Source organism: Vibrio chagasii, assembly GCF_002954585.1.
In the GTDB taxonomy this organism is placed as follows: domain Bacteria; phylum Pseudomonadota; class Gammaproteobacteria; order Enterobacterales; family Vibrionaceae; genus Vibrio; species Vibrio chagasii_A.
The window spans coordinates 1,420,784-1,443,642 of the sequence record NZ_MSCI01000001.1 but is presented as its reverse complement, the minus strand read 5'-3'; the positions used below and the strand labels follow the sequence as shown (position 1 = coordinate 1,443,642).

Below are 22,859 nucleotides of genomic sequence, written 5' to 3'. Positions count from 1 at the left end.
TTTTTATATGGTGAAAAAAGGAAAACGCTATATTGGACTCTCTCGACAGTTAATCGGGGCCATCATTGCTATCAGTACCTTATTCACAGTTATAGTGACAGGTCTGGGGCTGTATGTGGAGTACCAAAATCGAGTTTCTTTTATCAGTTCTCAGATCGAACAGGTCAAAGCTGGCTACCTTTCTGGTTTAACGTCAAGCCTTTGGGTTGAAGATCGCGCTCAGTTGTTTGTGCAAGCGGAGGGCATCTCCCGCCTCCCTTCGGTCAGTTATCTTCTTATCGAAAGCCCTGACGAAAAAATCTTAGAGCTTGGCAGCCCTACGACCGGGCAATCTTATTCTCAGTCATGGGAAATGGTGTATCAAATGGGGGGGAAAGACTTCCCACTTGCCACCCTCACGGTGCAGTCCGATTTAAGTATGATCCTCAATGACTTCGAAGAACGAGTGCTGTTGTTACTCGCTTTTGAAGCTGTGAAAATCTTTTTGCTGTCATTGGTCTCTTTGGCCATTGTTTATCGCTTGGTCGTCAAACGCTTGATGACCATGTCCTCTCAGATAAACGAGCAGCAAGTTGAAGACAATAAACCCCGTTTTTTAACGCCAACCGACTCTACTTATAAAGATGAAATATCGACGCTGGAAAACAGCTACAACCAATCAATCGAACGCATTCGTCAACAGTATCAAGAGTTGATTAAAGCCAAAGAGACGGCTGAAGTTGCTAACCGCAACAAGAGTGAATTTTTGGCTAACATGAGCCACGAAATCCGTACTCCCATGAATGGAATTATCGGACTTTCGTCTCTGCTTTCAGAAATGGATATGCCGAAAGAGCAAAAAGAGTATGTCAACATGCTCAATACCTCTTCACTTACCCTGCTAGACCTTATCAATGACATCTTGGATTATTCGAAAATTGAAGCGGGACGTTTAGAGCTTCAACAAGAGCCGATGAAAATGATGGGCATTGCGGCTGATGTTGAGTCGACGTTCAGAGTTAAAGCCGAGCAAAAAGGTTTACGATTCCAATTGGAGATAGACCCTAAGATTCCAACCATGGTGATTGGTGATGGAACGCAGCTCAGACAAGTGCTGAATAATTTAGTGGGTAATGCCATTAAATTTACCGAGCGCGGTCATGTGACACTTTCTCTTCGTTTAGAAAAAGTGATTGAGCCTGAGCAGAAATTGAGAGTTCGATTTGAAGTTGCCGATAGCGGTATTGGTATCGCAGAAGACAAACAAAAATCGGTATTTGATAAGTTTCAGCAGGCTGATGGCAGTACCACTCGTATTTACGGCGGCACAGGATTGGGTCTGACCATATGCGATAAGATAGTGTCCTTAATGGGCAGTAAGCTTGAGCTAACCAGTATTGAAGGCAAGGGCAGTACCTTTTACTTTGTGGCTGACTTTGATCCGTGTTTGGAGCTCGACGAGAGTAATATCGATTTCAATAAGGTCTCGGTGTTGCTGGTGGATGATAGCCAACTGAACATGCGTATCACATCGACACAGCTACAATCGTTTGGTGTGTCCTCTACATGCTGTGAAACCGCAACCGAAGCGCTAGAGCTCGTTTCAGAGTCTGTCGAAAACGCTTCGCCTTACGACTTAGTGTTGATTGATAAAGTGATGCCTTCCATCGATGGGTTTCAGCTTGCAAGAAAACTGATAGAGCGCTTTGGCAAAGCCTGCCCTAAGCTTGTCATGATCTCTGCCGACCCTCGTAAGCAAGACGAAATGCATGCTAAGCAAGTGGGGTTTATTGCCTACATTGCTCGCCCGTATCAAGATAATCAGATTAAATGGACCATCAGTGAGGTGTTGGCGAGAACAGCTGAAACCGAGACCTTTACCTATCCAAATCGAGGTGAGGTGGCGTTTAAGGACAATGACCCTCTATCAACCACTAAACCCGCGGTGGTGGCGAAAGAGGGCGTTAAGGTTGAAGAGTCTAAGCCTCAAACTGAAACTTCGTTATTTAGCGGTAAAGTACTGGTGGTCGAAGACTCCAGAGTCAACCAACAAGTTGCTAAGATGATGCTCAAGAAGCTTGGTTTTGAAGTGGATATTGCCGACAACGGTAAAGTCGGAGTCGATAAATTTAAGCACAACGAATATCAGATGATCTTCATGGATTGTCAGATGCCAGTGCTCGATGGCTTTGAAGCGACGAAACAGATTAGAGCACTCGAAGAAGGGACGTCGAAACATATTCCTATTGTGGCGCTGACAGCCAACGTAGTGCTGAAAGATAAGCACTTATGTTTTGATGTGGGGATGGATGAGTTTCTACCTAAGCCTGTTAATCAAGGTACACTGAGAGAAGTCGTAGCGAGTTTTTTGTCTGATAAGAACAAGCTTACAGGCGACAGTGAGCAGAAGATTGTTTAGTCCGCGCACCATTAAATCTCATCGTTAAAACCCAAAACTCCGACTTAATCCGTCGGAGTTTTTGTATATGTGACTTTACTCTCTAAAAAGATACGGCACTAGCCAATGCTATCAATGTGGATCACTACTGAGTCTGGTCGCCAGTATTCCAGTTCGCAGTCCATCAACTCGCCATCTTGCTTGTAGTTCACACGACAGATCTTCAGCACTGGCTGGCCCTCAGCTAAATTCAACGCCTTAGCGACATAGGCTGGGGCTGAAGTGGGAATGACATCAAAGCGCGAACGTTTGGTCTCATAGCCATACTTCTCTCTATAAATACCTGTCAGCGACATGGTGAGGTTTTCCGACAATATTTTTTCAAACAGGGGCGCTTTCAATACGTTTTCAACGAACAGCACCGCTCTGCCATCAATAAAGCGTAATCGCTCAATCACATGTATTGGCGTTATCTGCTCTATCTCTAATGCTTTGGCGTAATCACCTGCCGCCATTTCTGTACGGGTGCTCAGCAGTCGTGTTTCTGCGATGCGGTCTTGTTCGCGAATCATTTGATGAAAGTGAGAGCGAGACAATGGGTTGTAGAGAATACGTTCAGGTGACACATACCAGCCTCGGCGCTCCTCTCGGTATATCAGACCTTCAGTTTCTAATGACACCAATGCATCTTTAAGCGTGATTCGAGTGGTGGAAAACAGTTCGCTGAGCTCTCGTTCGGATGGCAGTTTTTGCCCCTCGGTGAAGATACCCGATTGAAGCTGTTCTCTAATGCTCGCCTTAATTCTACCTAGCTGTGTCCCTGATTGCGCTGTTGCCAATGTTCTCATTACTGATCTAGTCCATAAGTTCGTGTGCTCAATAAGGTAAACCATGGAGTTAACAGGAATGTGACAGTAAACAAAGGCTTACTGTCATATGAGTGAAATATAACTGCCACGAAAATGCACCCTAACTGTCAAATAAGTTGCGCGAAAGCGTCATATTCTGGCGATAGCATACAAAACGAACTTACTGACCTAGTCCAGAGGGATAGAGACAATGAAAACTTTGCTTAGCCGTTCAACTGTATCGCCAGCCAAAATGATTGGCGCAACGCTAATAACGGCAACACTTTCAATGCCAGCGATGGCGAAAGATGCTGATCTTGAGTCACTGATTGAAGCCGCTCAAAAAGAGGGTGCGGTTTACAGTGTGGGCATGCCAGACAGTTGGGCAAACTGGAAAGGCACATGGGCTGATCTGAAAGCGAACTACGGTTTGAAGCATCAGGATACAGACATGAGCTCAGCACAAGAGATCTCGAAATTTGAAGCAGAGAAAAGAAATGCAACCGCAGATATCGGTGACGTTGGCTTCGCCTTTGCACGTGTTGCGGTGAAGAAAGACGTGACTCAGCCATACAAGCCAAGTACTTGGAATGATATTCCGGATTGGGCGAAAGACAAAGATGGTCACTGGGCTCTGGCTTATACGGGCACTATCTCATTTATCTCAAACAACAATCTTGTTAAAGACGCACCAAAATCTTGGAGTGACCTACTAGAAGGCGATTACAAAGTCACTGTTGGTGACGTAGGTGTCGCAGCACAAGCTAACAACGCGATTCTAGCGGCAGCATTTGCGAATGGCGGTGACGAGTCGAACCTAAAACCGGCGATTAAGTTCTTTGGTGAACTAGCGAAGCAAGGCCGCCTATCTTACACCGACCCAAGCATTGCGAACCTTGAAAAAGGTGAAGTGGAAGTCGCGATCATGTGGGATTTCAACGCACTGAACTACCGCGACAAGATTGACCGTGAGCGCTTCACTGTAAATATTCCACAAGATGGTTCAGTGATCTCTGGTTACACCACCATCATCAACAAATATGCGAAGAACCCGAATGCCGCGAAGCTGGCTCGTGAATACATCTTCAGTGACCAAGGCCAGATCAACCTAGCTGAAGGTTACGCGCGCCCAATCCGTAGCAACGTGACGCTTCCTCAATCAGTACAAGATAAGCTGATCTCGAACGAGCAATACAGCAACGTTCATCCAGTCACTGACTTCTCAGCATGGGAAAAATCAGCACGTCGCCTGCCGCGCCAATGGCAAGAAAGCGTCTTGATTCATCAGCAGTAATCCATATTCAAAACAAGCAACAGAGAATAGACCATGAGCAATAAGGTTATCCTTGTTGTTCTAGATGGACTGAATTATCAGGTAGCCCGTGATTGCATGGGCTACCTGAACGGTCTTCTAGAACTGAGTGATCTTCATGAAAAACAAGGCGATTCGCTAAACATGAGCACGCAGAAAAACAAGCTGCGTGCCACGCTTTACCCAATGCAGTGCGAGCTGCCGTCCATGTCACGTCCACTGTATGAGTGCATCTTAACCGGAGTTCGCCCCGTTGAGAGTGGTATCGTTAACAACCAAATCGTGCGTTTATCGAATCACGAATCGATTTTTAGCTTGGCCAAATCGCAGGGCAAAGTGACGGCTGCCGCGGCGTATCACTGGGTGAGTGAGCTGTATAACCGAGCGCCCTTTGATGCGGTGCGTGACCGCTTTACCAACGACGAAACCATGAACATTCAACATGGCTGTTTCTATCATTGGGATCATTACCCAGATGAAGCCTTGTTCTTGGATGCTGAGCACTTGCGTGTCACTCATCAGCCGGATTTCTTATTGATTCACCCAATGAACATTGACGATATGGGTCACAAGCATGGGTTGGATTCTCGCCAATACCGTAATAGTGCACGTGGCGCCGATATCTACCTGTCGAACTACCTTGAGAAATGGGTGGACGATGGTTATCAGGTGATCATCACTAGTGACCACGGCATGAATAATGACTTATCACACGGTGGCATTCTTCCTGAAGAGCGTGAAGTGCCATTCTTTGTGATTGGCGATAAGTTTACACACCAAGCATGTTCAGTGAAACAGACTGATATTTGCGGCAGTGTGTGTCAGCTACTCAACCTTGAACACGATAAATCTTATACTCAGGAATTGTTGGCCCTATGAGCAGTTCTGTAATCACGCAGAGCGATGGCTCTGTCCTTAAACCTCAAACCAAATCTTGGTTCAAACGCTTCAAGCCTGCTTTGTGGCTTGCGCCTTTCGCCCTGTTTTTCTATCTGTTCCAACTGGCTCCTATGGTTTGGGTGCTGATCAACAGCTTCTTCTACGACGATGAGCTTTCCTTAGAAAACTACGCTGAAGTCTTCGACTCTGCCTTCATGATGCAGGCCTTTGGCAACAGTTTATGGCTGTCGATTTGGTCGAGTATCTTTGGTTTGGCGATTGCGACTCTGCTCGTCTCTTCACTGCGCCGTGTCGACTCTAAAATCCGCGACGCGGTGATTGCCTTTACCAATATGAGCAGCAACTTCTCGGGGGTGCCTCTGTCGTTCGCCTTCATCATCATCTTAGGCACCAACGGTGCGATCACCTTATTGCTCAAGCAGTACGGATTGCTAGGGGACTTCGACTTGTACGGCAAGTGGGGCTTGCTGGCAATTTATATTTACTTCCAGATCCCATTGGCGGTGCTGTTGCTGTATCCAGCGTTTGATGCCCTTAGTGACGACTGGCAAGCGGCCTCAGCACTGCTTGGTGCGAAAACCTGGCAATACTGGACCAAAGTTGCGCTTCCTGTGCTATCACCTGCCTTATTTGGCACCTTCATCATCTTGATTGCTAATGCGATTGGCGCCTATGCGAGTGTGTATGCGTTGACCTCGGGTAACTACAACGTGATTACGATTCGAATCGCGAGCTTGGTATCGGGCGACTTGTTCCTAGAACCTAATCTAGCAGCCGCAATTTCCGTGATTCTGATGGCTATGCTGGCCTTCATCACCGTGATTAACCAATGGCTGATCAGCAAAAGCTACGCAGGGAAGAGAAAGTAATGAATACCGTAAATACTCACTTTCATAAAACCGTGGTCTATTCGATCGTTGGCATCATGATGATCCCGATCTTAGCGACCTTCATCTACTCGATCTCGTCGCGTTGGGGCGCCACGATCTTGCCTGATGGCTTTACTTTGGATTGGTACATTAACTTACTGACGGATCCTCGCTTCTTACAAGCCTTTGGCCGTTCACTGTTTATTTGTATAGCAGCATTATCACTGAGTGTAGTGTTGATTCTGCCTGCGATTTTCGTGGTGTTTTACTATTTCCCGAAACTCGACAAGGTCATGAATATCATGATCTTATTGCCATTCGCAGTGCCGCCAGTGGTGTCTTCGGTAGGCTTGCTTCAGCTGTATGCCGATAGCGAAATATCTTTGATAGGCACGCCATGGATTTTGATCGGTACTTACTTCACCATCGCATTGCCATTCATGTATCGCGCGATTGCTAACAGCTTTGAAGCAATTAACTTGCACGACTTGATGGACGCAGCTCATCTGCTTGGTGCAAGCACTACTAAGGCGTTCTTGTTGATTATTTTGCCAAACCTTAAAAAAGGCTTAATGGCGTCGCTGTTCTTATCGTTCTCGTTCCTACTTGGCGAGTTCGTGTTTGCCAACATCTTGGTTGGTACACGTTACGAGACACTGCAAATCTACCTATACAACATGCGTCAAACCAGCGGTCACTTCACGTCAGCCCTTGTGATGACGTACTTCCTGTTTATTTTCTTACTGACTTGGTTGGCAAGTCGTTTCAGCCAAGGAACCAAATAATGAGCTATGTAAATGCGATAAACCTCACCAAGCGTTTTGGTGACAACACAGTATTTGAAGACATTGAATTTTCCATCGAGAAAGGGGAATTCATCACGTTACTTGGCCCAAGTGGCTGTGGTAAATCAACGCTGCTACGTAGCTTAGCAGGCCTAAATCCGGTCGATGGTGGCGAGATTTGGGTGAATGGTGAAGGGATCACTCACCAAGTGCCGCAAGAGCGTGGCATTGGCATGGTGTTTCAATCTTATGCGCTGTTCCCGAACATGACGGTTGAGGGCAACATTGCGTTTGGCCTTAAAATGAAAAAGCTTGCTGCTGACGAGATCAAGCGCGAAGTGGCGAAAGTGATTGGGCTAGTGGACTTATCGGGCAAAGAGAAGTTCTACCCGCATCAGTTATCAGGTGGTCAGCGTCAGCGTGTGGCTTTGGCCAGAGCCTTGGTGGTCAAGCCGCGTATTTTATTGCTTGATGAACCACTTTCAGCGCTGGATGCGAAGATCCGTAAACATCTACGCCAACAGATCCGAGATATCCAAAAAGAGATGAATCTGACCACGATCTTCGTGACTCACGATCAAGAAGAAGCGATGATCATGTCTGACCGTATCTTCCTGATGAATAAAGGCGAGATCGTCCAAGCGGGCACACCTGAAGAGATCTACACTCAACCAGCTAATGAGTTTGTGGCAGGGTTCATGGGACACTACAACTTGGTGCAGGCGAACAAGGCTAAGCAGCTGTTCGATATTGAAACCGAGTGGAAAGTGGCGATTCGACCTGAATCTATCTACGTTAAAGAGCAAGGCCGACAATATGGCGAACATATCTCTGCGCCGAAGACCGGCACCATTCGCAACCACCAACTGTTGGGCAACGTGATTCGCTACCAAGTGGACGTTGATGAGTGTGAATTAACGGTCGACTTACTTAACCGTTCTTCTGAACGACTGTTGGCAAACGGCAGCCAACTTGAACTCCTGTTTAACCTTAACGAAATTCAACCAGTGAGAGCCTAAGATGTTCAAACCTTTGTATGTATTTGATATGGACGAAACGCTGATCAATGCCGATGCAGCGATGCTCTGGAATGAATTCTTGGTTGAAAAGGGCATTGCTACAGCACCGAAATTTATTGAAGAAGACCAACGCTTAATGGGCTTATATTCAGAAGGTAAGCTGAACATGGAAGACTACCTTGAGTTTGCTATGGAGCCACTGGCTGACATGCCGACTGAGCAAGTCAGGGCTTTGGTGGAAGAGTGTGTTGAGCAGTATATTTTACCTAGGCAGTTCAAACAGTCGAAACCATTAATAGAGCAGCTTGAGCGTGACGATATCGACATGTTGATCATCTCAGCGAGCGTCACTTTTTTAGTAGAAGCAGTGGGCCGTAAGATTGGTATCGAGAATGCACTCGGTATCGATTTGGTAGAAAACCAAGGCCGTTTTACTTCTCAAATATTAGGCGTGCCGAGCTACCGAGAAGGTAAAGTCACCCGTTTGAAAGAGTGGTTAGATAATCAAGAAACTAACTATTCAGACATTCACTTTTATACCGATTCAATCAACGACGCACCTTTGTGTGAACACGCTGATTTTGCGTATTTAGTGAACCCATGCCCGCGTTTGAAAGCACTGGCCGATAAACCGAATTGGTCGATTCTGAACTGGGATTAACGCGAGCTCTATATTCTAATTAGCTTCGTTTTAGAACTTATCAAGCCGCTGACTACAGCGGCTTTTTTGCCTCATCAGTCTAATGTTCGACTTATCACCTTAGCTCACAAAAGCTTGAATGTAACAATTCAATAACATCTCTTGCTTACCTGTAAATCAAACCATCATCTTTCAACCCCTTGATAGCGCTCACTTTCTTGTGAATAGAGCTTGCGTGTAACAAATATTTTACAAATTGACGGGTTTTTAGCGTGATTGTCCATTTCTCTCTATCCATTCCAATCTGTCGGCTTGTGGGCCAAATTTAGTTAAGGACAAAAAACAAACAATCATTTCACAAAAAACGTAACACAAGACCGATAGGTACAAGGAGAAAGTTCATGGTGGAGTCATACAACCCGCTTGGTACGGATGGATTCGAGTTTGTTGAATACACAGCTGTCGACCACAAGGGAATTGAGCAACTTAAAGCGCTGTTTGTGTCACTGGGTTTTGCCGAGATCGCTAAGCACCGTTCAAAAGAGGCTTGGCTTTATCGACAAGGTGACATCAACTTTATCGTCAATGAACAACCACACAGCCAAGCTGAAGCGTTCGCTAAAGTTCACGGCCCATCGGTGTGTGGCATGGCGTTTCGTGTTAACGATGCAACCACGGCAATGACGCAGGCGTCTAGCGGTGGTGGGGAAGAGTACAAGACAGAAATCGGGCCAATGGAACTGAGCATTCCTGCCATTTACGGTATCGGTGAAAGTCTGCTTTATTTCGTTGACCGTTACGGCAAGCAGAGCATCTATGATGTTGATTTCCGATTCTATGATGATGCGGAAGAGCGCATGGCAAAAGCTGATGTAGGCCTCTACGAGATTGATCACCTTACGCACAACGTGAAACAAGGCAATATGGACCTGTGGTCTGGTTTTTATGAGCGTATCGGTAACTTCCGCGAGATTCGATACTTTGATATCGAAGGTAAGCTGACAGGCCTTGTGAGCCGAGCAATGACCTCCCCATGTGGTAAAATCCGCATCCCTATCAATGAGTCTTCAGACGACAAATCACAAATTGAAGAGTTCATCCGCGAATACAACGGTGAAGGCATTCAACACATCGCACTTGCGACAGATGACATCTACAAAACAGTGAAAACTCTGCGTGATCGCGGTATGGACTTTATGCCAACGCCAGACACCTACTACGAGAAAGTTGATGAGCGCGTTAAAGGCCACGGAGAAGACACTGATCTGCTGCGTGAGCTTCGTGTTCTGATTGATGGTGCACCGACGAAAGACGGCATCTTGCTGCAAATTTTCACACAGACGGTTATTGGGCCTGTGTTCTTTGAAATCATTCAGCGTAAGGGCAATGAAGGCTTTGGTGAAGGCAACTTCAAGGCGCTGTTTGAATCGATCGAAGAGGACCAGATTCGTCGAGGAGTATTAGACGATGCATAAATGGATCTCGTTTCCTCATCGGGAGGGGGTGTGCTCTAAACAAGCGCATGCTGATTTCCCCGAAGAGGCTATCTATGAGCGAGAGGCGGGCCGAAGTGGTTTCTTCGGCCCTGCCGCTCACTTCCATCACCAACATGCGCCGACAGGTTGGTCTGAGTGGGAGGGCGACTTACGCCCTCGCGCTTTTGATTTTACGCTGGTGGAAAAAGCCAGTCAGATAACCCCTTGGGCTGTGCCTCATCTTTTGCACAACGCGGACTGCAAAATTCGCGTATGGCGCATGGATGAGAAGATGGATTTCTTGGTACGTAACTCCGATGGCGATGAACTACTGTTCATTCACCAAGGCAGGGCTGATTTCTATTGCGACTATGGTCATTTAGAGGTGAGTGAAGGGGATTACGTGATGATCCCGCGTTCGACCAATTGGCGCTTGGAGCCAAGTGAACCAATGTTCATCCTGATGATTGAGAACACCGACGCCGCTTATTCCTTGCCAGAGAAGGGCATGGTCGGCAATCACGCGGTGTTTGATCCGGCGGTTCTTGAAATCCCATCGATCAACGATCAATTCCGCGCTCAGTATTCAGAAGATCAAACTCAAGTGCAGGTGATACGCCACGAAAAAGTCAGTGTGATCACTTATCCGTTCAATCCTTTAGACGCGGTTGGCTGGCATGGTGATTTGGCCGTGGTGAAAGTGAATTGGCGCGATATCAGACCGTTGATGTCACATCGCTACCACTTGCCACCGTCTGCACATACCACCTTTGTTGGCGCAGGCTTTGTGGTTTGTACCTTTGTGCCACGCCCGATAGAGAGCGACCCTGGTGCGCTGAAAGTGCCGTTCTACCATAACAACGATGATTACGATGAAGTGCTTTTCTATCACGCTGGAGACTTTTTCAGTCGTGACAATATTGAAGCGGGCATGGTGACTTTCCACCCTGCTGGCTTCACTCATGGTCCTCACCCGAAAGCCTTTAAGGCTGGGCAAGCATATAAGAAAAAGTTTACCGACGAAGTGGCTGTGATGATTGATACCCGTCATGCACTGCAGTTTTCTGATGAGCTCGATAGCGTTGAGAACAAAGAATATGTCTACAGTTGGCAAGAGAAGTAAGGGGCAACAAGGATGAAATTAGCAACCAAGAAAAATGGTACTCGCGATGGTCTGTTGATGGTCGTGAGTCGAGATCTAAAACAGTGTGTGCCAGCGACGGATATTTTCCACGCGATGCATCTGACGCCGACAATGCAAGTCGCTCTGGATAACTGGGACAGCGTTGCACCTCAGTTAGAGGAGCTATACAACTCGATCAACACTGGTCATGTAACGGGCAGTGAAGTGTTTGCGTCTCATTATTGTGAATCGCCTCTGCCACGCGCTTATCAATGGGCGGATGGCAGCGCGTATGTAAACCACGTTGAGCTGGTGCGTAAGGCTCGTGGCGCTGAAATGCCAGAAAGCTTCTGGGTTGACCCGCTCATGTATCAAGGTGGCTCAGATTCGTTTATTGGCCCACATGACAATATTGAATTTGCCAGTGACGAGTGGGGTATCGATTTTGAGGGCGAAGTCGCGGTGGTTACCGGAGATGTGCCAATGGGTGCAAGTGCCGAGCAAGCGCATGATTCGATTCGTCTGCTGATGCTAGTGAATGATGTGTCGTTGCGTGGTTTGATTCCTGCTGAGCTCGCTAAGGGCTTTGGTTTCTTCCAGTCTAAACCGTCTTCAGCGTTCTCTCCGGTTGCCGTTACGCCTGATGAGTTGGGGGAACATTGGAAAGGGAGCAAGGTGCACCTGCCACTGACTTCAACCTACAACGACACGCCTTTTGGTTGTCCAAATGCAGGTGTGGATATGACCTTCAATTTCGCGGAGCTGATTGTCCATGCTGCGAAAACTCGTCCACTGTCGGCTGGTGCAATCATTGGCTCTGGCACGGTATCGAACAAACAAGGCACTGACCACGGCACCTCGATTGCAGAAGGTGGTGTAGGCTACTCCTGCATTGCTGAAGTACGCATGATAGAGACAATTCGTGATGGTAAGCCGTTGACTCAGTTCATGTCGTTTGGTGACTCGATTAAGCTTGAGATGTTTGATGAGGCTGGTGACTCGATCTTTGGCGCGATTGACCAAAAAGTCAGTCAATATCGACAGCCATAAATAAGCTATCGAGAGGCACGATATGAACAAGAAGATCACGCTCTATGGTTATTGGCGCTCTTCGGCAGCCTATCGAGTGCGTATTGGGTTGAATCTAAAGCAACTTAGCTATGAGTCGAAATCGGTGCATTTAGTGCGTAATGGTGGCGAGCAGCATGATCCACAATATCGTGATCTCAATGCCAGTGCATTGGTGCCAGTGCTGGTGGATGGTGACGTTCAACTCAATCAGTCGCTGACGATTTTACAATACTTGGACGAGAGCTATTTGTGTGAGAGCAGCCCAGATTCCTTGTTGATTCCAGAGCAAACACCACTGCGTTACCAAGCGTTGGCGATGGCTCAGGATATTGCGATGGAAATTCACCCTCTGAACAATCTGCGTGTGCTGCAGTATTTGGAGCGAGAATTATCGTGCGAACAAGAGGTGAAAATGGGCTGGCTTCATCACTGGATGAGCCAAGGTTTCCATGCTTTAGAAGAGAAGCTGGCGAAACACAGAAAAGTGTACGGCGAATCGGTGTATAGCCTCACAGATTCACCCTGTATCGTCGATATTTGCTTAGTGCCTCAAGTTTACAATGCGCTGCGATTTGATGTGGATATGTCGCCTTATCCGCTGATTAACTCGATTGTTGCAGCGTGTAACCAGTTACCTGCGTTCATTGATGCGATGCCAGAGAATCAGGCAGATGCGAACGTATAGCTCAGATTAAGCCCCAACGGCTGTTAAGAGTAGAAAGCCCTCCACGATGTTCATTCGTGGAGGGCTTTTTTTCAAGTTTAAAGCGAAATCACACGCTTGATCTCATCGAGCACATCCGCATTGGCTATCGCACCGATGTTCTCAACGGGTTTGCCATTTACCACCTGTTTCACTGCCAGCTCTACCAGTTTTCCTGAACGTGTTTTTGGCACGTCGCTGATAGTAAAAATTTGGCTTGGTACATGCCTTGGTGAACAAGAGGATTTGAGCTTGTGCTTAATGGCTGCCAATAGTGTTTCATTTAGAACCACACCTTGCTGCAGTTGAACGAACAACCAGATCTGCTCATTGCGGTCGACATCTTTACCCACGGCGATGGAATCTATGATGCCCTCAATGGTGTTCACTTGTTGGTAGATCTCAGCAGTACCAATACGCACACCTCCAGGGTTGAGCGTAGTGTCACCTCGCCCGTAGAACAGATAACCGCCATGCGCGCTCTGTGCGACCTCGTCACCGTGATGCCATACGTTTTCGAACCTGTCCCAATAAGTGCTGTGATAGCGCTCTCCGGTGTCATTCCAGAAGCCAACTGGGAAGTTTGGGAGGGAATTCGTGCACACCAGTTCACCACGTTCCTGATCGACTTTATGGCCCGTTGAATTGAACACCTTAATGTCGACGCCAAGCCCTGCCTGTTGGCACTCGCCGCGATACACTGGCGAGATAGGATTACCTAACACAAAGCATCCGCAAATATCCGTGCCGCCAGAGATAGACGCCAAATGCAGATCTTGTTTGACGTATTTGTAAACGTAATCAAATTGCTCTGGGTAAAGCACAGAACCCGTTGAGCACAGTGTTCTTAAATTCGGCAGAGAGTGACTGTCGATAGGTGAGAGCTCTGCCTTCTCAATCGCTTCTAGATACTTGGCCGATGTACCAAACAGCGACACATCGGCGCGCTGTGCCAAGTCCCACAGTACATTGGGTTGTGGGTAAACAGGGCTGCCATCAAAGATCACTAAACAAGCACCGCTGGCGAGCGCAGAGACGTGCCAGTTCCACATCATCCAACCACATGTGGTGTAGTAGAAAACGCGATCTTTCGGCTTAACATCGCTGTGCAGTTGATGCTCTTTTAGGTGGTTGATGATGGTGCCGCCAACAGAGTGCACTATGCACTTTGGCTTACCTGTGGTTCCAGAAGAGTAAAGAACAAACAGCGGATCATTGAAGCCGATACGCACAAACCGAACAGGCTGTGGCTGGTAATGATTGATGATGTTGTGCCAGCTTTGTAGCGACACGTCGTGCTCAAAATCATTCTTTTTTAAATAGCCGATCTGACACACCTGTTTTAGTTCACTGAGGTGCTCAATGATGGCGCTGTTCTTGTCTGCCATATCAAATGTTTTACCATTGAAGGTGTAACCATCGCAGGTGAATAGCACCTTGGGTTTAACTTGGCCAAATCGCTCAATAACACTCTCAACGCCAAAATCAGGCGAGGTTGACGTCCAAATCGCTCCTAAGCTGGTGGTCGCGAGCATGGCTATCACGGTTTGTGGTAGGTAGGGCGTATACGCAGCAACCACATCATCTTGCTCGATGCCGCTATCAACAAGCCATTGCTGTACGTTGGAGACAGCTTCACACAAGGCTTTCCATGTGTAGCTCTGCTGCTCACCACGTTCATTCTCAAACCAAATCGCGTGCTGGTCAGGCATGGTTTGCGCGAAGCGCAGCAAGTTCTCGGCATAGTTTACTTGCGCATTCGGAAACCAAATCGCATCACGATTCGATTTAGGCTGCTGCCATCGGCTCTCACCTTGTGTTTGAATTTCACTTCCTTGTGAGCCAACCACGCCACAAAACTGCCACACGTTTTTCCAAAACGACTCCGGTTGATCCACCGACCATTGATGGAGATCGGCGTAGCTTTGTATACCTCTATCTAGATGTAATTCAGACAGATCAAAGTTGTCGATAAATCGGGTTAAGTTGGCATCAGCGATACGCTGCTCACTTGGCTGCCAAACTGGCTTGTTGCTTTCGTACATTCCTTTACCTTTAACAAAAACTTAACGATTTCAGTCTGGTATGAAGGTTTTACAAAGTCAAAAGATCAGTGAAATAAGGCTTTGATATATTTATGTAAATAAAATGTTACATAAAGGGGTGTTTCGAAAAATAGTGTAAATTTGGCGCTTACAATGAGTGGGGATAGGCTTAAAGGGAGACATTCGAAAGGAGGTACGTAATGACTCAATATCATTCTAAGCCCGTGAGCCAAGAGGGATGGGTTGAGTGGAGCCTCGAAGAAGACGCCATTTGGCACGACTTGGTGAAAAGGCAACTGGACGTCATTGATGATCGCGCATGTGAAGCCTATTTGCATGGATTGACGTTGCTTGATCTGCCATTAGACAGAGTTCCTCAACTCCCTGAGATAAACAAAGTTCTAAAGGAAACAACAGGTTGGCAAGTACAGCCCGTACCTGCGTTGATAGATTTCGACCGTTTCTTTGATTTGCTAGCCAATAAGCGATTCCCTGTAGCAACATTTTTGAGAACGCGAGAAGAGTTTGATTACCTACAAGAACCAGATTTTTTCCATGAGATTTTTGGTCACTGTGCCATGCTCACTAACCCTGATTTTGCCGCTTTCACTGAGCAATATGGAAAGCTAGGCCAAGCCGCCACCTCTAAACAGCGAGGTTATCTTGCCCGTTTGTATTGGTTTACGGTTGAGTTCGGATTAGTAAAAGAGGGCGATAAATTGAAAATCTACGGCGGCGGCATTCTCTCTTCTCCAGCAGAAACCCATTATGCGCTAGAAGGGGATTTGGCCGTTCGTGAGCGTTTTGATTTACAAACGGTGCTAAGAACCCCTTATCGCATCGACATCATGCAACCGAAATATTATGTGATTAATGACTTGGCTGAGCTATTTCAAATCAGCCAAGAAAACCTGTTACAACAAGCTGATCTCGCGATTGAGGCGGGGTTACTACCACCACTTTTTGAACCCAAGGAACCGACACATGTTGAATGAATTAAAATGCGAAGCCTGCAGTATTGATGCGATTGCCCTGACTAAAGCTGAACAACAGTCGCTATTGTTGGAGTTGTCTGATTGGCAAATCATCGAAAGAGACGGCATCCCGCAGCTTGAAAAGGTATACAAGTTTAAGAACTACAAACAAGCATGGGCATTCAGCAATAAAGTGTCAGAGTTGGCAGAAGAAGAGTTCCATCACCCTTCTATCTTATTGGAGTGGGGTAAAGTCACCGTCACTTGGTGGAGCCATTCAATCAAAGGCCTACACAAAAACGACTTCATCTGTGCTTCACGCTGCGATGTGTTTGCGGTGAGTGAATAGTCATTCTGGGCTGGAGAGGCGCTTCTCCAGCCTCAATGATTTGAATATCTCATTATTCGGCTCATTTGGTGAGTCGAATAAGTGCTACTTTCTCATCAAGTGGCATAAGTTCTCTTAAACTAGCTTGACCTACATCAGCACTTGCTTGGTTTCTTGTCTCATAAATCCTTTCTGCTACTCATAGTATTGGTTTTATGAGGCTGCTCTATGATATATTTCTCGGCCAAGTGTATTACAGACGAAGGCGACTAATGTCTATCAACCTTTCACTCCTTCCACCCAGCGAGAAAAACAAAATCGAACTGGATAAGCAGGCATCGTTTCTAGTATGGAAATTGAAGCAGGCTAAATGTGGCCCAGAAGCCATTGTTGAAGAAGCAATGAAGCTCGGAGACCCAGATGAAAAGGCGTGGTTTGAACAGTCTGTAGAAAAATACAAACGAGTAATGGGCGTCGCATAACCGCAGACAAACCTTGCTCAGCAAAGCTGTAGAATTGAAATGACACAGTAATTTGCTAGAATTTGCCCCGTTAATTGAATCAGAGAGAAGATCCCGATGGGAAGAAGTTTTGAAGTGCGCAAAGCCTCAATGGCTAAAACTGCTGGCGCAAAAATTAAAGTTTATTCCAAATACGGTAAAGAAATTTACATGTGTGCGAAGAATGGTGGTTCAGATCCAGACATGAACCTGTCGCTTAAGCACCTTATTGCTAAAGCGAAGAAAGACCAAGTTCCTGCACACGTTATCGACAAAGCGATCGACAAAGCAAATGGCGGCGGTGGTGAAGACTACGCACCAGCTCGTTACGAAGGCTTTGGCCCAGGCGGCACAAGCGTAATCGTTGACTGTCTAACTGACAACGGCAACCGTACTTTCCAAGACGTTCGCCAATGTTTCGTTAAAACTGGCGCGAAAATCGGTGTTGAAGGTTCTGTTTCTCACATGTTCGCTCACCAAGCTGTATTCCAGTTCAAAGGTGAAGATGACGAGATCATCCTAGAAACACTAATGATGGACGACGTAGACGTAACAGATGTAGAGCTAGAAGATGGTGTAATCACTGTATTCGCTCCAACAACTGAGTTCTTCAAAACGAAGACTGCACTAACTAACGCGTTCCCTGAGCTAGTTCTAGATGTTGAGGAAATTACTTTCGTTCCTCAAACTATGACGCCAGTAGCGGAAGAAGATTCTGAGAAGTTCCAGAAGTTCCTAGACCTTCTTGATGACTGTGATGACGTTCAGCAGGTTTACCACAACGCTGAGCTGTAATTTTTACAGTGACAATAGTTAATAAAAAACCGAGCCTAGTGCTCGGTTTTTTTATGCTTTGAGTATTGATCAGCCTTGATCATCGTTCCGCATTTTTGCCAACAAAGAGCCCGTTGATACAGCACTGATTAGCAAAGCGTGCGTGGTCGACAAATCCACTCAGACAGCTTTCGAATCAAAGGGAGTACTGTAAGGTTCAGCACAATGGCACACGGCCAAGCAAGAAAGAAGCTTTGTAACCAGATTGGCGGCCACTCGTGGCTGAAACCCATTTTATAGCCAGAAATTAACCCAGACATGATGGTTGCCATGGTGAGTGAGGATAAAATCGCGGTTACCCAAAATTGTTTTTTGCTCATATATGTTTCTCCCGTGATTTTCTGTAACTGATGAGATAAGGTTACAACTATCCATTAATGAGAAAAATAGGCATAAATAGAAGTATGAATTCCATATTCGGAAACATTGACGACCTATTCCTGTTTTGTTCTGTGGTTGAAGAGGGATCGTTGCTGTCGGCATCGAAGCGGCTTCAACTGCCTGTGTCGACCATGTCACGCCGGTTAACCGCTTTAGAAGAGCGTTTGAGTATTCGCTTGTTAGAAAAGAAGGGTAGGGAACTGGTGGCGACCAAAGATGGTGAGGCGGCCTTTGCAGCGCTGAGTAGTGGCATGGAGTCTCTTCATCAAGGTTTTAGTAGCCTGCTTGAAGAACGTGATGCCATTCAAGGCAAGATTAAACTCGCAGTCCCTCATAATTTCTATAGTGGTTTTCTTCGCCCGACTGTCGAGCAATACCTTACTCAATATCCAAATGTGCAGCTCAATCTGATTTTGAGCCAGCAACAAGTGGCGCCTCAAACCGACCGTGATTTGTTGATCACGTTTCAGATTTCCGACATGGATGGCATGATCGCTCGACCATTGTTTAAAGCGAAACATGGCTTTTTTGCAAGCCAAGCCTATTTAGATTCGCGTGGACCGATCGTTAAACCAGAGGATCTTGAACATCAAGACTGGATTAACGTTGATGATGTGTTTGATATGCCGCTCTACAAAGCGGGTCACTTGGAACAGATGGTGACGATCAAACCCAAGTTTATTGTGAACGATATTCATGCGGTCGCGGCGGCAGCGCAAAAGGGGCTGGGTATCGTTTCGCTGCCTTTTCGTCATGTGTATCCGGAAATGAATCTGGTTCAAGTGCTCCCTGAGTACCATCGGGGTGATCGCCAAGCGTATTTAGTGTACAAAGAAAGAAAATATCAGCCGAAGGCTTTAACTCTGCTTATTGAGGCGTTAATTAAAAGCGTTCAGTCGTTCCATAGCGATGAGCTGAGTTAAACAAAAGGAGAAAGAAATGAAAGTAAGTTTTATCGGGTTAGGCGTTATGGGTTTCCCAATGGCAGGACACCTAGTCAAAGCCGGTTTCGAGGTAACGGTATTTAACCGAACTCACAGCAAAGCATTGGACTGGGCTGAAAAGCACCAAGGTAAAGCCGCTGAGAGCGTTGCTGAGTGTGTGGCAGAAGCCGATGTTGTGCTGGTTTGCGTGGGTAACGATGATGACGTACGCAGCATGACAACTAGCGAAACAGGTGCATTGGCGGCTATGAAGCCAAACGCGATTCTTGTTGATCACACTACAACGTCAGCAATCCTTGCCGAAGAACTTGAAGTCGCAGCGAAAGAAGCGGGTATTCGCTTTATGGATGCACCAGTGTCTGGTGGCCAAGCGGGTGCAGAAAACGGCGTGTTAACTATCATGTGTGGTGGTGAACAGGAGCTATTTAACGACCTTCAACCTGTGTTCGAAGCTTACGGTAAATCGTCGGTTCTGATGGGTAAAGTCGGCCAAGGCCAGCGCGCGAAAATGGTTAACCAGATCTGCATCGCAGGTGTGTTGAATGGCTTATCTGAAGGCTTAGTGCTTGCTGAGAAATCAGGTTTAGATATCCCAACTCTGGTTGATTGCCTCAAAAACGGCGCTGCTGGTTCGTGGCAGATGGAAAACCGCGCTACGACAATGGCGCAAGACAAGTTTGATTTTGGTTTCGCCATTGATTGGATGATCAAAGACTTAGGTTTCTGTTTAGATGAAGCTGAGCGCCAAGGCATTCAACTTCCATTGACGGAGAAGACCAACAACGCATACAAGGCTCTTTCTGCACAAGGTGAAGGCCGCATGGATACCTCTGTATTGATGAAAGCTGTGGTTGAAGAGACAAAGAAGTAGAAAGATAGAAACTTCGTTTAGATAATTAAAAATAGCCGCTAATCAGCGGCTATTTTTTGCCCACCCACACTCGAACTTTACACCTCCTGGAAAACCATACCTACTGATAGATAGGCGTTCCCTGTGAATTATGCTATATTCGTCCAAAATATAGGTGGAATTAATATGAAAGAACTTAATCCAACGGCAGAAAAGATCGTCGATTTAGCGGAAAGTTATATGCAAAGCCGAGGTTTTAATGGCTTCAGTTTTCGCGACATTCAAAATGAGCTTGGGATAAAGACTGCGAGTATCCATTACCATTTCAAAACGAAACAAGACCTGGCTCAAACGGTATTTGAACGTTACCTTGTTAATTACGAAGTAGCGTTAAAGCGGATCGAGAGTCAAGACATCTCTGCAGAAGGTAAAATTGAAGCATTAGCCGACATTTTTGTTGATGTACGCGAGAACAATAAACTGTGTCTATGTGGTATGTATGCTTCTGACTTCTATTTTTTGGCGGATGGTTTGGAAAGCCTATTGTCTAAATTTGTTCAAATCAATGAAGACTTTATTCGTAAAAGCATAGAGCAGGGGATTGCGAGTGGACATTTCCGTTCTGGGTTAGAAGTGACTCAAGCTGCGAGGTTGGTTTTTGTCGCCTTGGAGGGAGGGATTTTACTGTCTCAATTCAAGGACACAGATTATATCCGTTCAGTGAAAGCCAGCTGTTTAAACATTCTGCAGGCGTCATAGTTTATCGCTCAGATTGATACGGCGCGGTATAGCAATCGGCCTTGAAGGAGACATTGTCATCGCGCTGTAGATATGTTGGACGTAGTGCAACCCAAAAGAGATTGTAGTTTTGAAAGCGAGGCTTAGCCCTCGCTTTTTTTATGTCTGCAAACTGTTCATTGGACAAAAATTCGTAATGGTTCTGACTCACTAAATGGTGTTGTAGACACTTTTTATGAGACGGATGCTTATTTTTACAAAAATAATTCTATAACCTATCTTTATGATAAATATGGGTTTTTATTGAAAACAACTTTATCTATCTACTGGTAGGTAGATAAAGTTGTTGACGCGAAACCGATCCGATCTTAAAGTACACCCACTGACGAGGAGATGGTCTCTACTACTCCTCCATTTTTTTGAATAAACAACCTATCTACTAGTAGGTAGTTTTAAGTTAAGGATTTCATTATGTTTAATACATCTTCTATTGCACTAATTGTTGGCGGTTCTTCTGGTATGGGTAAAGCAACAGCAGAGCGACTGCTTAAGTCTGGTGTGCCTGTAATGATTCTCTCTCATGACAAACAGAATCTTGCTGAAGCAAAATTGGATCTGGAATCAACCACGAATGGTCATGTTGAAACTGCTCAGGTTGATTTATACGACCCTTCTGCTGTTCAAAGCTTTATTGAACAATTAAATGCAGAAAAACGTCACATTGGCTATTTGGTGAATGCAGCTGGTTTCTTCAAACCTGTCGATTTCCTAGAGCATTCTGAGCAAGATTACGACCTTCAGTTAGATATGAACCGTGCTTTCTTCTTCATTACACAAGCTGTTGCGAAAAATATGAAACAACACGGTGGTGGCGCAATTGTAAACATCGGTTCTATGTGGGCACATCAAGCAATTAAAGCAACGCCTTCTTCAGCTTACTCTATGCAGAAAGCGGCACTACATGCACTGACAAAAAACTTGGCCATTGAACTAGGCGACCACGGTGTACGTGTAAACGCAGTGGCTCCAGCAGTCGTGATGTCGACAATTTATAAGTCATTCATCGCTGAAGACGAGATTGAATCTGCACTACAAGGCTTTAACGATTTCCACCCAATCGGTCGAATTGGTTCTACAGACGATGTTGCTGACGCGATTGAATATCTACTATCGAACAAGTCTTCTTGGGTAACGGGCACGATTCTAAATGTCGATGGCGGCGTGATGGCGGGTCGAAACTAAATTACATGTCGCCTTCCACGCGGTGTGGGAGGCACTACATGAATATTAATCACTATAAACAAGAAATAATTAAAGGATTTAACATGAGTAATGCACCATTAAATGGCCTTAACTTAGAAGACCTATCAGCTTATACGAAAGTTATTACTGATGATGCGACACAAGCGGTATCTGAATACGGCATTGTTGCTGAATGGAAAGGCGGTGTTCATAGCGAAATTCGCACGTTGAACCAAAAGGTAGGTGGAACAGAAATCGTTAAAGATTTTACTTTCGACGTGGGTGAACCAGAAGAGCTTCTTGGCAATAACGCATACCCTACGCCACAAGATTACCTGCTGGGTGGCATGGCTGGCTGTATGATGGTTGGTTTTGTTGCAGGCGCCAGTGCCCGCGGCATTCGTTTAGAATCTGTAAAGTTGACCATCAAAGGGGCTTTGGATCTTCGTGGGTTCTTGAATGTAGCTGAAGAAGCTCCGGTTGGCTTCGAAGAGATCCAATTTCAGTTTGAAGTTCAAGGTGATGGTACTCAAGCTGATTACGATGAAGTTATTGCTGGGGTCCAACAATTTTCTCCGAATTACCGAACAATCAGTGATGCCGTTAAAGTATCAGCGATTGTGGCTTAATTAAACGAATTTATTTAATTAGCTAAAAATATATAAACCTATTTTAATTTATGCACTGCCACTGCTTTGAGCCTATATTTTAATATAGGCTCTTTTTTATTCTAAATTCTCTAAATTAGTTAGATTTAAATTAGGTTTCTTTAAATTTGATAATATTAATTTATTTTATTCTAATTAATAATGTAATAGGCTTAGTTACATAAAACATACATATACCTACACTGATTACTATTAAATTAATTTATCATTTTTAACTTCAGTATAGTGGAGTA

23 protein-coding genes are annotated in these 22,859 nt (G+C 45.7%); 20 read left to right on the top strand and 3 right to left on the bottom strand.

Features of this window, described 5'->3' with window-relative positions:
• The first annotated feature begins 7 nt into the window (after positions 1-7).
• Entirely contained in the window at positions 8-2,398 is a 2,391-nt protein-coding gene (locus BTO10_RS06735; RefSeq protein ID WP_105024032.1) for a response regulator, read from the top strand.
• Between the two features lie 98 nt (positions 2,399-2,496).
• Here the strand turns inward: BTO10_RS06735 and BTO10_RS06730 are convergent, their stop codons facing one another.
• A complete protein-coding gene (locus tag BTO10_RS06730) occupies positions 2,497-3,225 on the bottom strand; it encodes a UTRA domain-containing protein (RefSeq protein WP_105024031.1) in 729 nt (242 codons plus the stop codon).
• A 211-nt stretch (positions 3,226-3,436) separates the two neighbouring features.
• On the opposite strand from BTO10_RS06730, the gene BTO10_RS06725 reads away from it, so the two are divergent.
• From BTO10_RS06725 to maiA, 10 genes are all read left to right on the top strand, one after another.
• Positions 3,437-4,519: an ABC transporter substrate-binding protein gene (locus BTO10_RS06725; RefSeq protein WP_105024030.1), complete on the top strand. Its 1,083-nt coding sequence runs from the start codon at positions 3,437-3,439 to the stop codon at positions 4,517-4,519.
• A gap of 33 nt (positions 4,520-4,552) precedes the next feature.
• Entirely contained in the window at positions 4,553-5,416 is an 864-nt protein-coding gene (locus BTO10_RS06720) for an alkaline phosphatase family protein (protein ID WP_061033992.1), read from the top strand.
• A complete protein-coding gene (locus BTO10_RS06715) occupies positions 5,413-6,306 on the top strand; it encodes an ABC transporter permease (RefSeq protein WP_004736938.1) in 894 nt (297 codons plus the stop codon). The genes BTO10_RS06720 and BTO10_RS06715 overlap by 4 nt, the downstream gene beginning before the upstream one ends.
• On the top strand, positions 6,306-7,091 hold the full coding sequence (locus BTO10_RS06710; RefSeq protein ID WP_105024029.1) for an ABC transporter permease: 786 nt from the start codon (positions 6,306-6,308) through the stop codon (positions 7,089-7,091). Before BTO10_RS06715 ends, BTO10_RS06710 begins: the two co-directional genes overlap by 1 nt.
• Positions 7,091-8,110: an ABC transporter ATP-binding protein gene (locus BTO10_RS06705; RefSeq protein ID WP_105024028.1), complete on the top strand. Its 1,020-nt coding sequence runs from the start codon at positions 7,091-7,093 to the stop codon at positions 8,108-8,110. The genes BTO10_RS06710 and BTO10_RS06705 overlap by 1 nt, the downstream gene beginning before the upstream one ends.
• Before the next feature lies 1 nt (position 8,111).
• Positions 8,112-8,771, top strand: a complete 660-nt coding sequence (locus BTO10_RS06700; protein ID WP_105024027.1) for an HAD family hydrolase — start codon at positions 8,112-8,114, stop codon at positions 8,769-8,771.
• A 380-nt stretch (positions 8,772-9,151) separates the two neighbouring features.
• Positions 9,152-10,225 carry a 4-hydroxyphenylpyruvate dioxygenase gene (hppD, locus tag BTO10_RS06695; protein WP_004736942.1) on the top strand — a complete coding sequence of 358 codons (1,074 nt, stop codon included), beginning with the start codon at positions 9,152-9,154 and terminating at the stop codon, positions 10,223-10,225.
• Positions 10,218-11,348 carry a homogentisate 1,2-dioxygenase gene (locus BTO10_RS06690; protein WP_105024026.1) on the top strand — a complete coding sequence of 377 codons (1,131 nt, stop codon included), beginning with the start codon at positions 10,218-10,220 and terminating at the stop codon, positions 11,346-11,348. Before hppD ends, BTO10_RS06690 begins: the two co-directional genes overlap by 8 nt.
• A 12-nt stretch (positions 11,349-11,360) precedes the next feature.
• Positions 11,361-12,398 carry a fumarylacetoacetate hydrolase family protein gene (locus BTO10_RS06685; protein ID WP_105024025.1) on the top strand — a complete coding sequence of 346 codons (1,038 nt, stop codon included), beginning with the start codon at positions 11,361-11,363 and terminating at the stop codon, positions 12,396-12,398.
• 22 nt (positions 12,399-12,420) lie between these two features.
• Complete coding sequence (gene maiA, locus BTO10_RS06680; RefSeq protein WP_105024024.1) at positions 12,421-13,104, top strand: maleylacetoacetate isomerase; 684 nt, start codon at positions 12,421-12,423, stop codon at positions 13,102-13,104.
• A 77-nt stretch (positions 13,105-13,181) separates the two neighbouring features.
• Here maiA and BTO10_RS06675 read toward each other — a convergent pair whose 3' ends face one another.
• Positions 13,182-15,167: an acetoacetate--CoA ligase gene (locus tag BTO10_RS06675; protein ID WP_105024023.1), complete on the bottom strand. Its 1,986-nt coding sequence runs from the start codon at positions 15,165-15,167 to the stop codon at positions 13,182-13,184.
• A 200-nt stretch (positions 15,168-15,367) separates the two neighbouring features.
• On the opposite strand from BTO10_RS06675, the gene phhA reads away from it, so the two are divergent.
• The 4 genes from phhA to BTO10_RS06655 all read left to right on the top strand — a co-directional run bounded on the left by phhA (position 15,368) and on the right by BTO10_RS06655 (position 17,764).
• Complete coding sequence (gene phhA / locus BTO10_RS06670) at positions 15,368-16,162, top strand: phenylalanine 4-monooxygenase (protein WP_105024022.1); 795 nt, start codon at positions 15,368-15,370, stop codon at positions 16,160-16,162.
• Positions 16,152-16,490 (top strand): 4a-hydroxytetrahydrobiopterin dehydratase, encoded by a 339-nt coding sequence (locus BTO10_RS06665; protein ID WP_004736948.1) that lies wholly within the window; start codon positions 16,152-16,154, stop codon positions 16,488-16,490. The genes phhA and BTO10_RS06665 overlap by 11 nt, the downstream gene beginning before the upstream one ends.
• A gap of 251 nt (positions 16,491-16,741) precedes the next feature.
• Positions 16,742-16,951, top strand: coding sequence for a DUF3283 family protein (locus BTO10_RS06660; RefSeq protein WP_004736949.1), 210 nt, complete (start codon positions 16,742-16,744; stop codon positions 16,949-16,951).
• A 96-nt stretch (positions 16,952-17,047) separates the two neighbouring features.
• Entirely contained in the window at positions 17,048-17,764 is a 717-nt protein-coding gene (locus BTO10_RS06655) for a YebC/PmpR family DNA-binding transcriptional regulator (protein WP_004736950.1), read from the top strand.
• Positions 17,765-17,892: 128 nt separating this feature from the next.
• Here the strand turns inward: BTO10_RS06655 and BTO10_RS06650 are convergent, their stop codons facing one another.
• Positions 17,893-18,123, bottom strand: coding sequence for a DUF2798 domain-containing protein (locus BTO10_RS06650; protein WP_004736951.1), 231 nt, complete (start codon positions 18,121-18,123; stop codon positions 17,893-17,895).
• 84 nt (positions 18,124-18,207) lie between these two features.
• On the opposite strand from BTO10_RS06650, the gene BTO10_RS06645 reads away from it, so the two are divergent.
• From BTO10_RS06645 to BTO10_RS06625, 5 genes are all read left to right on the top strand, one after another.
• Entirely contained in the window at positions 18,208-19,107 is a 900-nt protein-coding gene (locus BTO10_RS06645) for a LysR family transcriptional regulator (RefSeq protein WP_105024021.1), read from the top strand.
• Positions 19,108-19,123: 16 nt separating this feature from the next.
• Entirely contained in the window at positions 19,124-19,999 is an 876-nt protein-coding gene (locus BTO10_RS06640) for an NAD(P)-dependent oxidoreductase (protein ID WP_061034008.1), read from the top strand.
• 165 nt (positions 20,000-20,164) lie between these two features.
• Positions 20,165-20,737, top strand: coding sequence for a TetR/AcrR family transcriptional regulator (locus tag BTO10_RS06635; protein WP_105024020.1), 573 nt, complete (start codon positions 20,165-20,167; stop codon positions 20,735-20,737).
• Between the two features lie 450 nt (positions 20,738-21,187).
• Positions 21,188-21,958 (top strand): SDR family NAD(P)-dependent oxidoreductase, encoded by a 771-nt coding sequence (locus BTO10_RS06630; protein WP_010647221.1) that lies wholly within the window; start codon positions 21,188-21,190, stop codon positions 21,956-21,958.
• Between the two features lie 83 nt (positions 21,959-22,041).
• The gene (locus BTO10_RS06625; protein ID WP_032498156.1) at positions 22,042-22,587 is read left to right on the top strand and encodes an OsmC family protein; all 546 of its coding nucleotides are present in this window, start codon (positions 22,042-22,044) and stop codon (positions 22,585-22,587) included.
• Positions 22,588-22,859 lie beyond the last annotated feature (272 nt).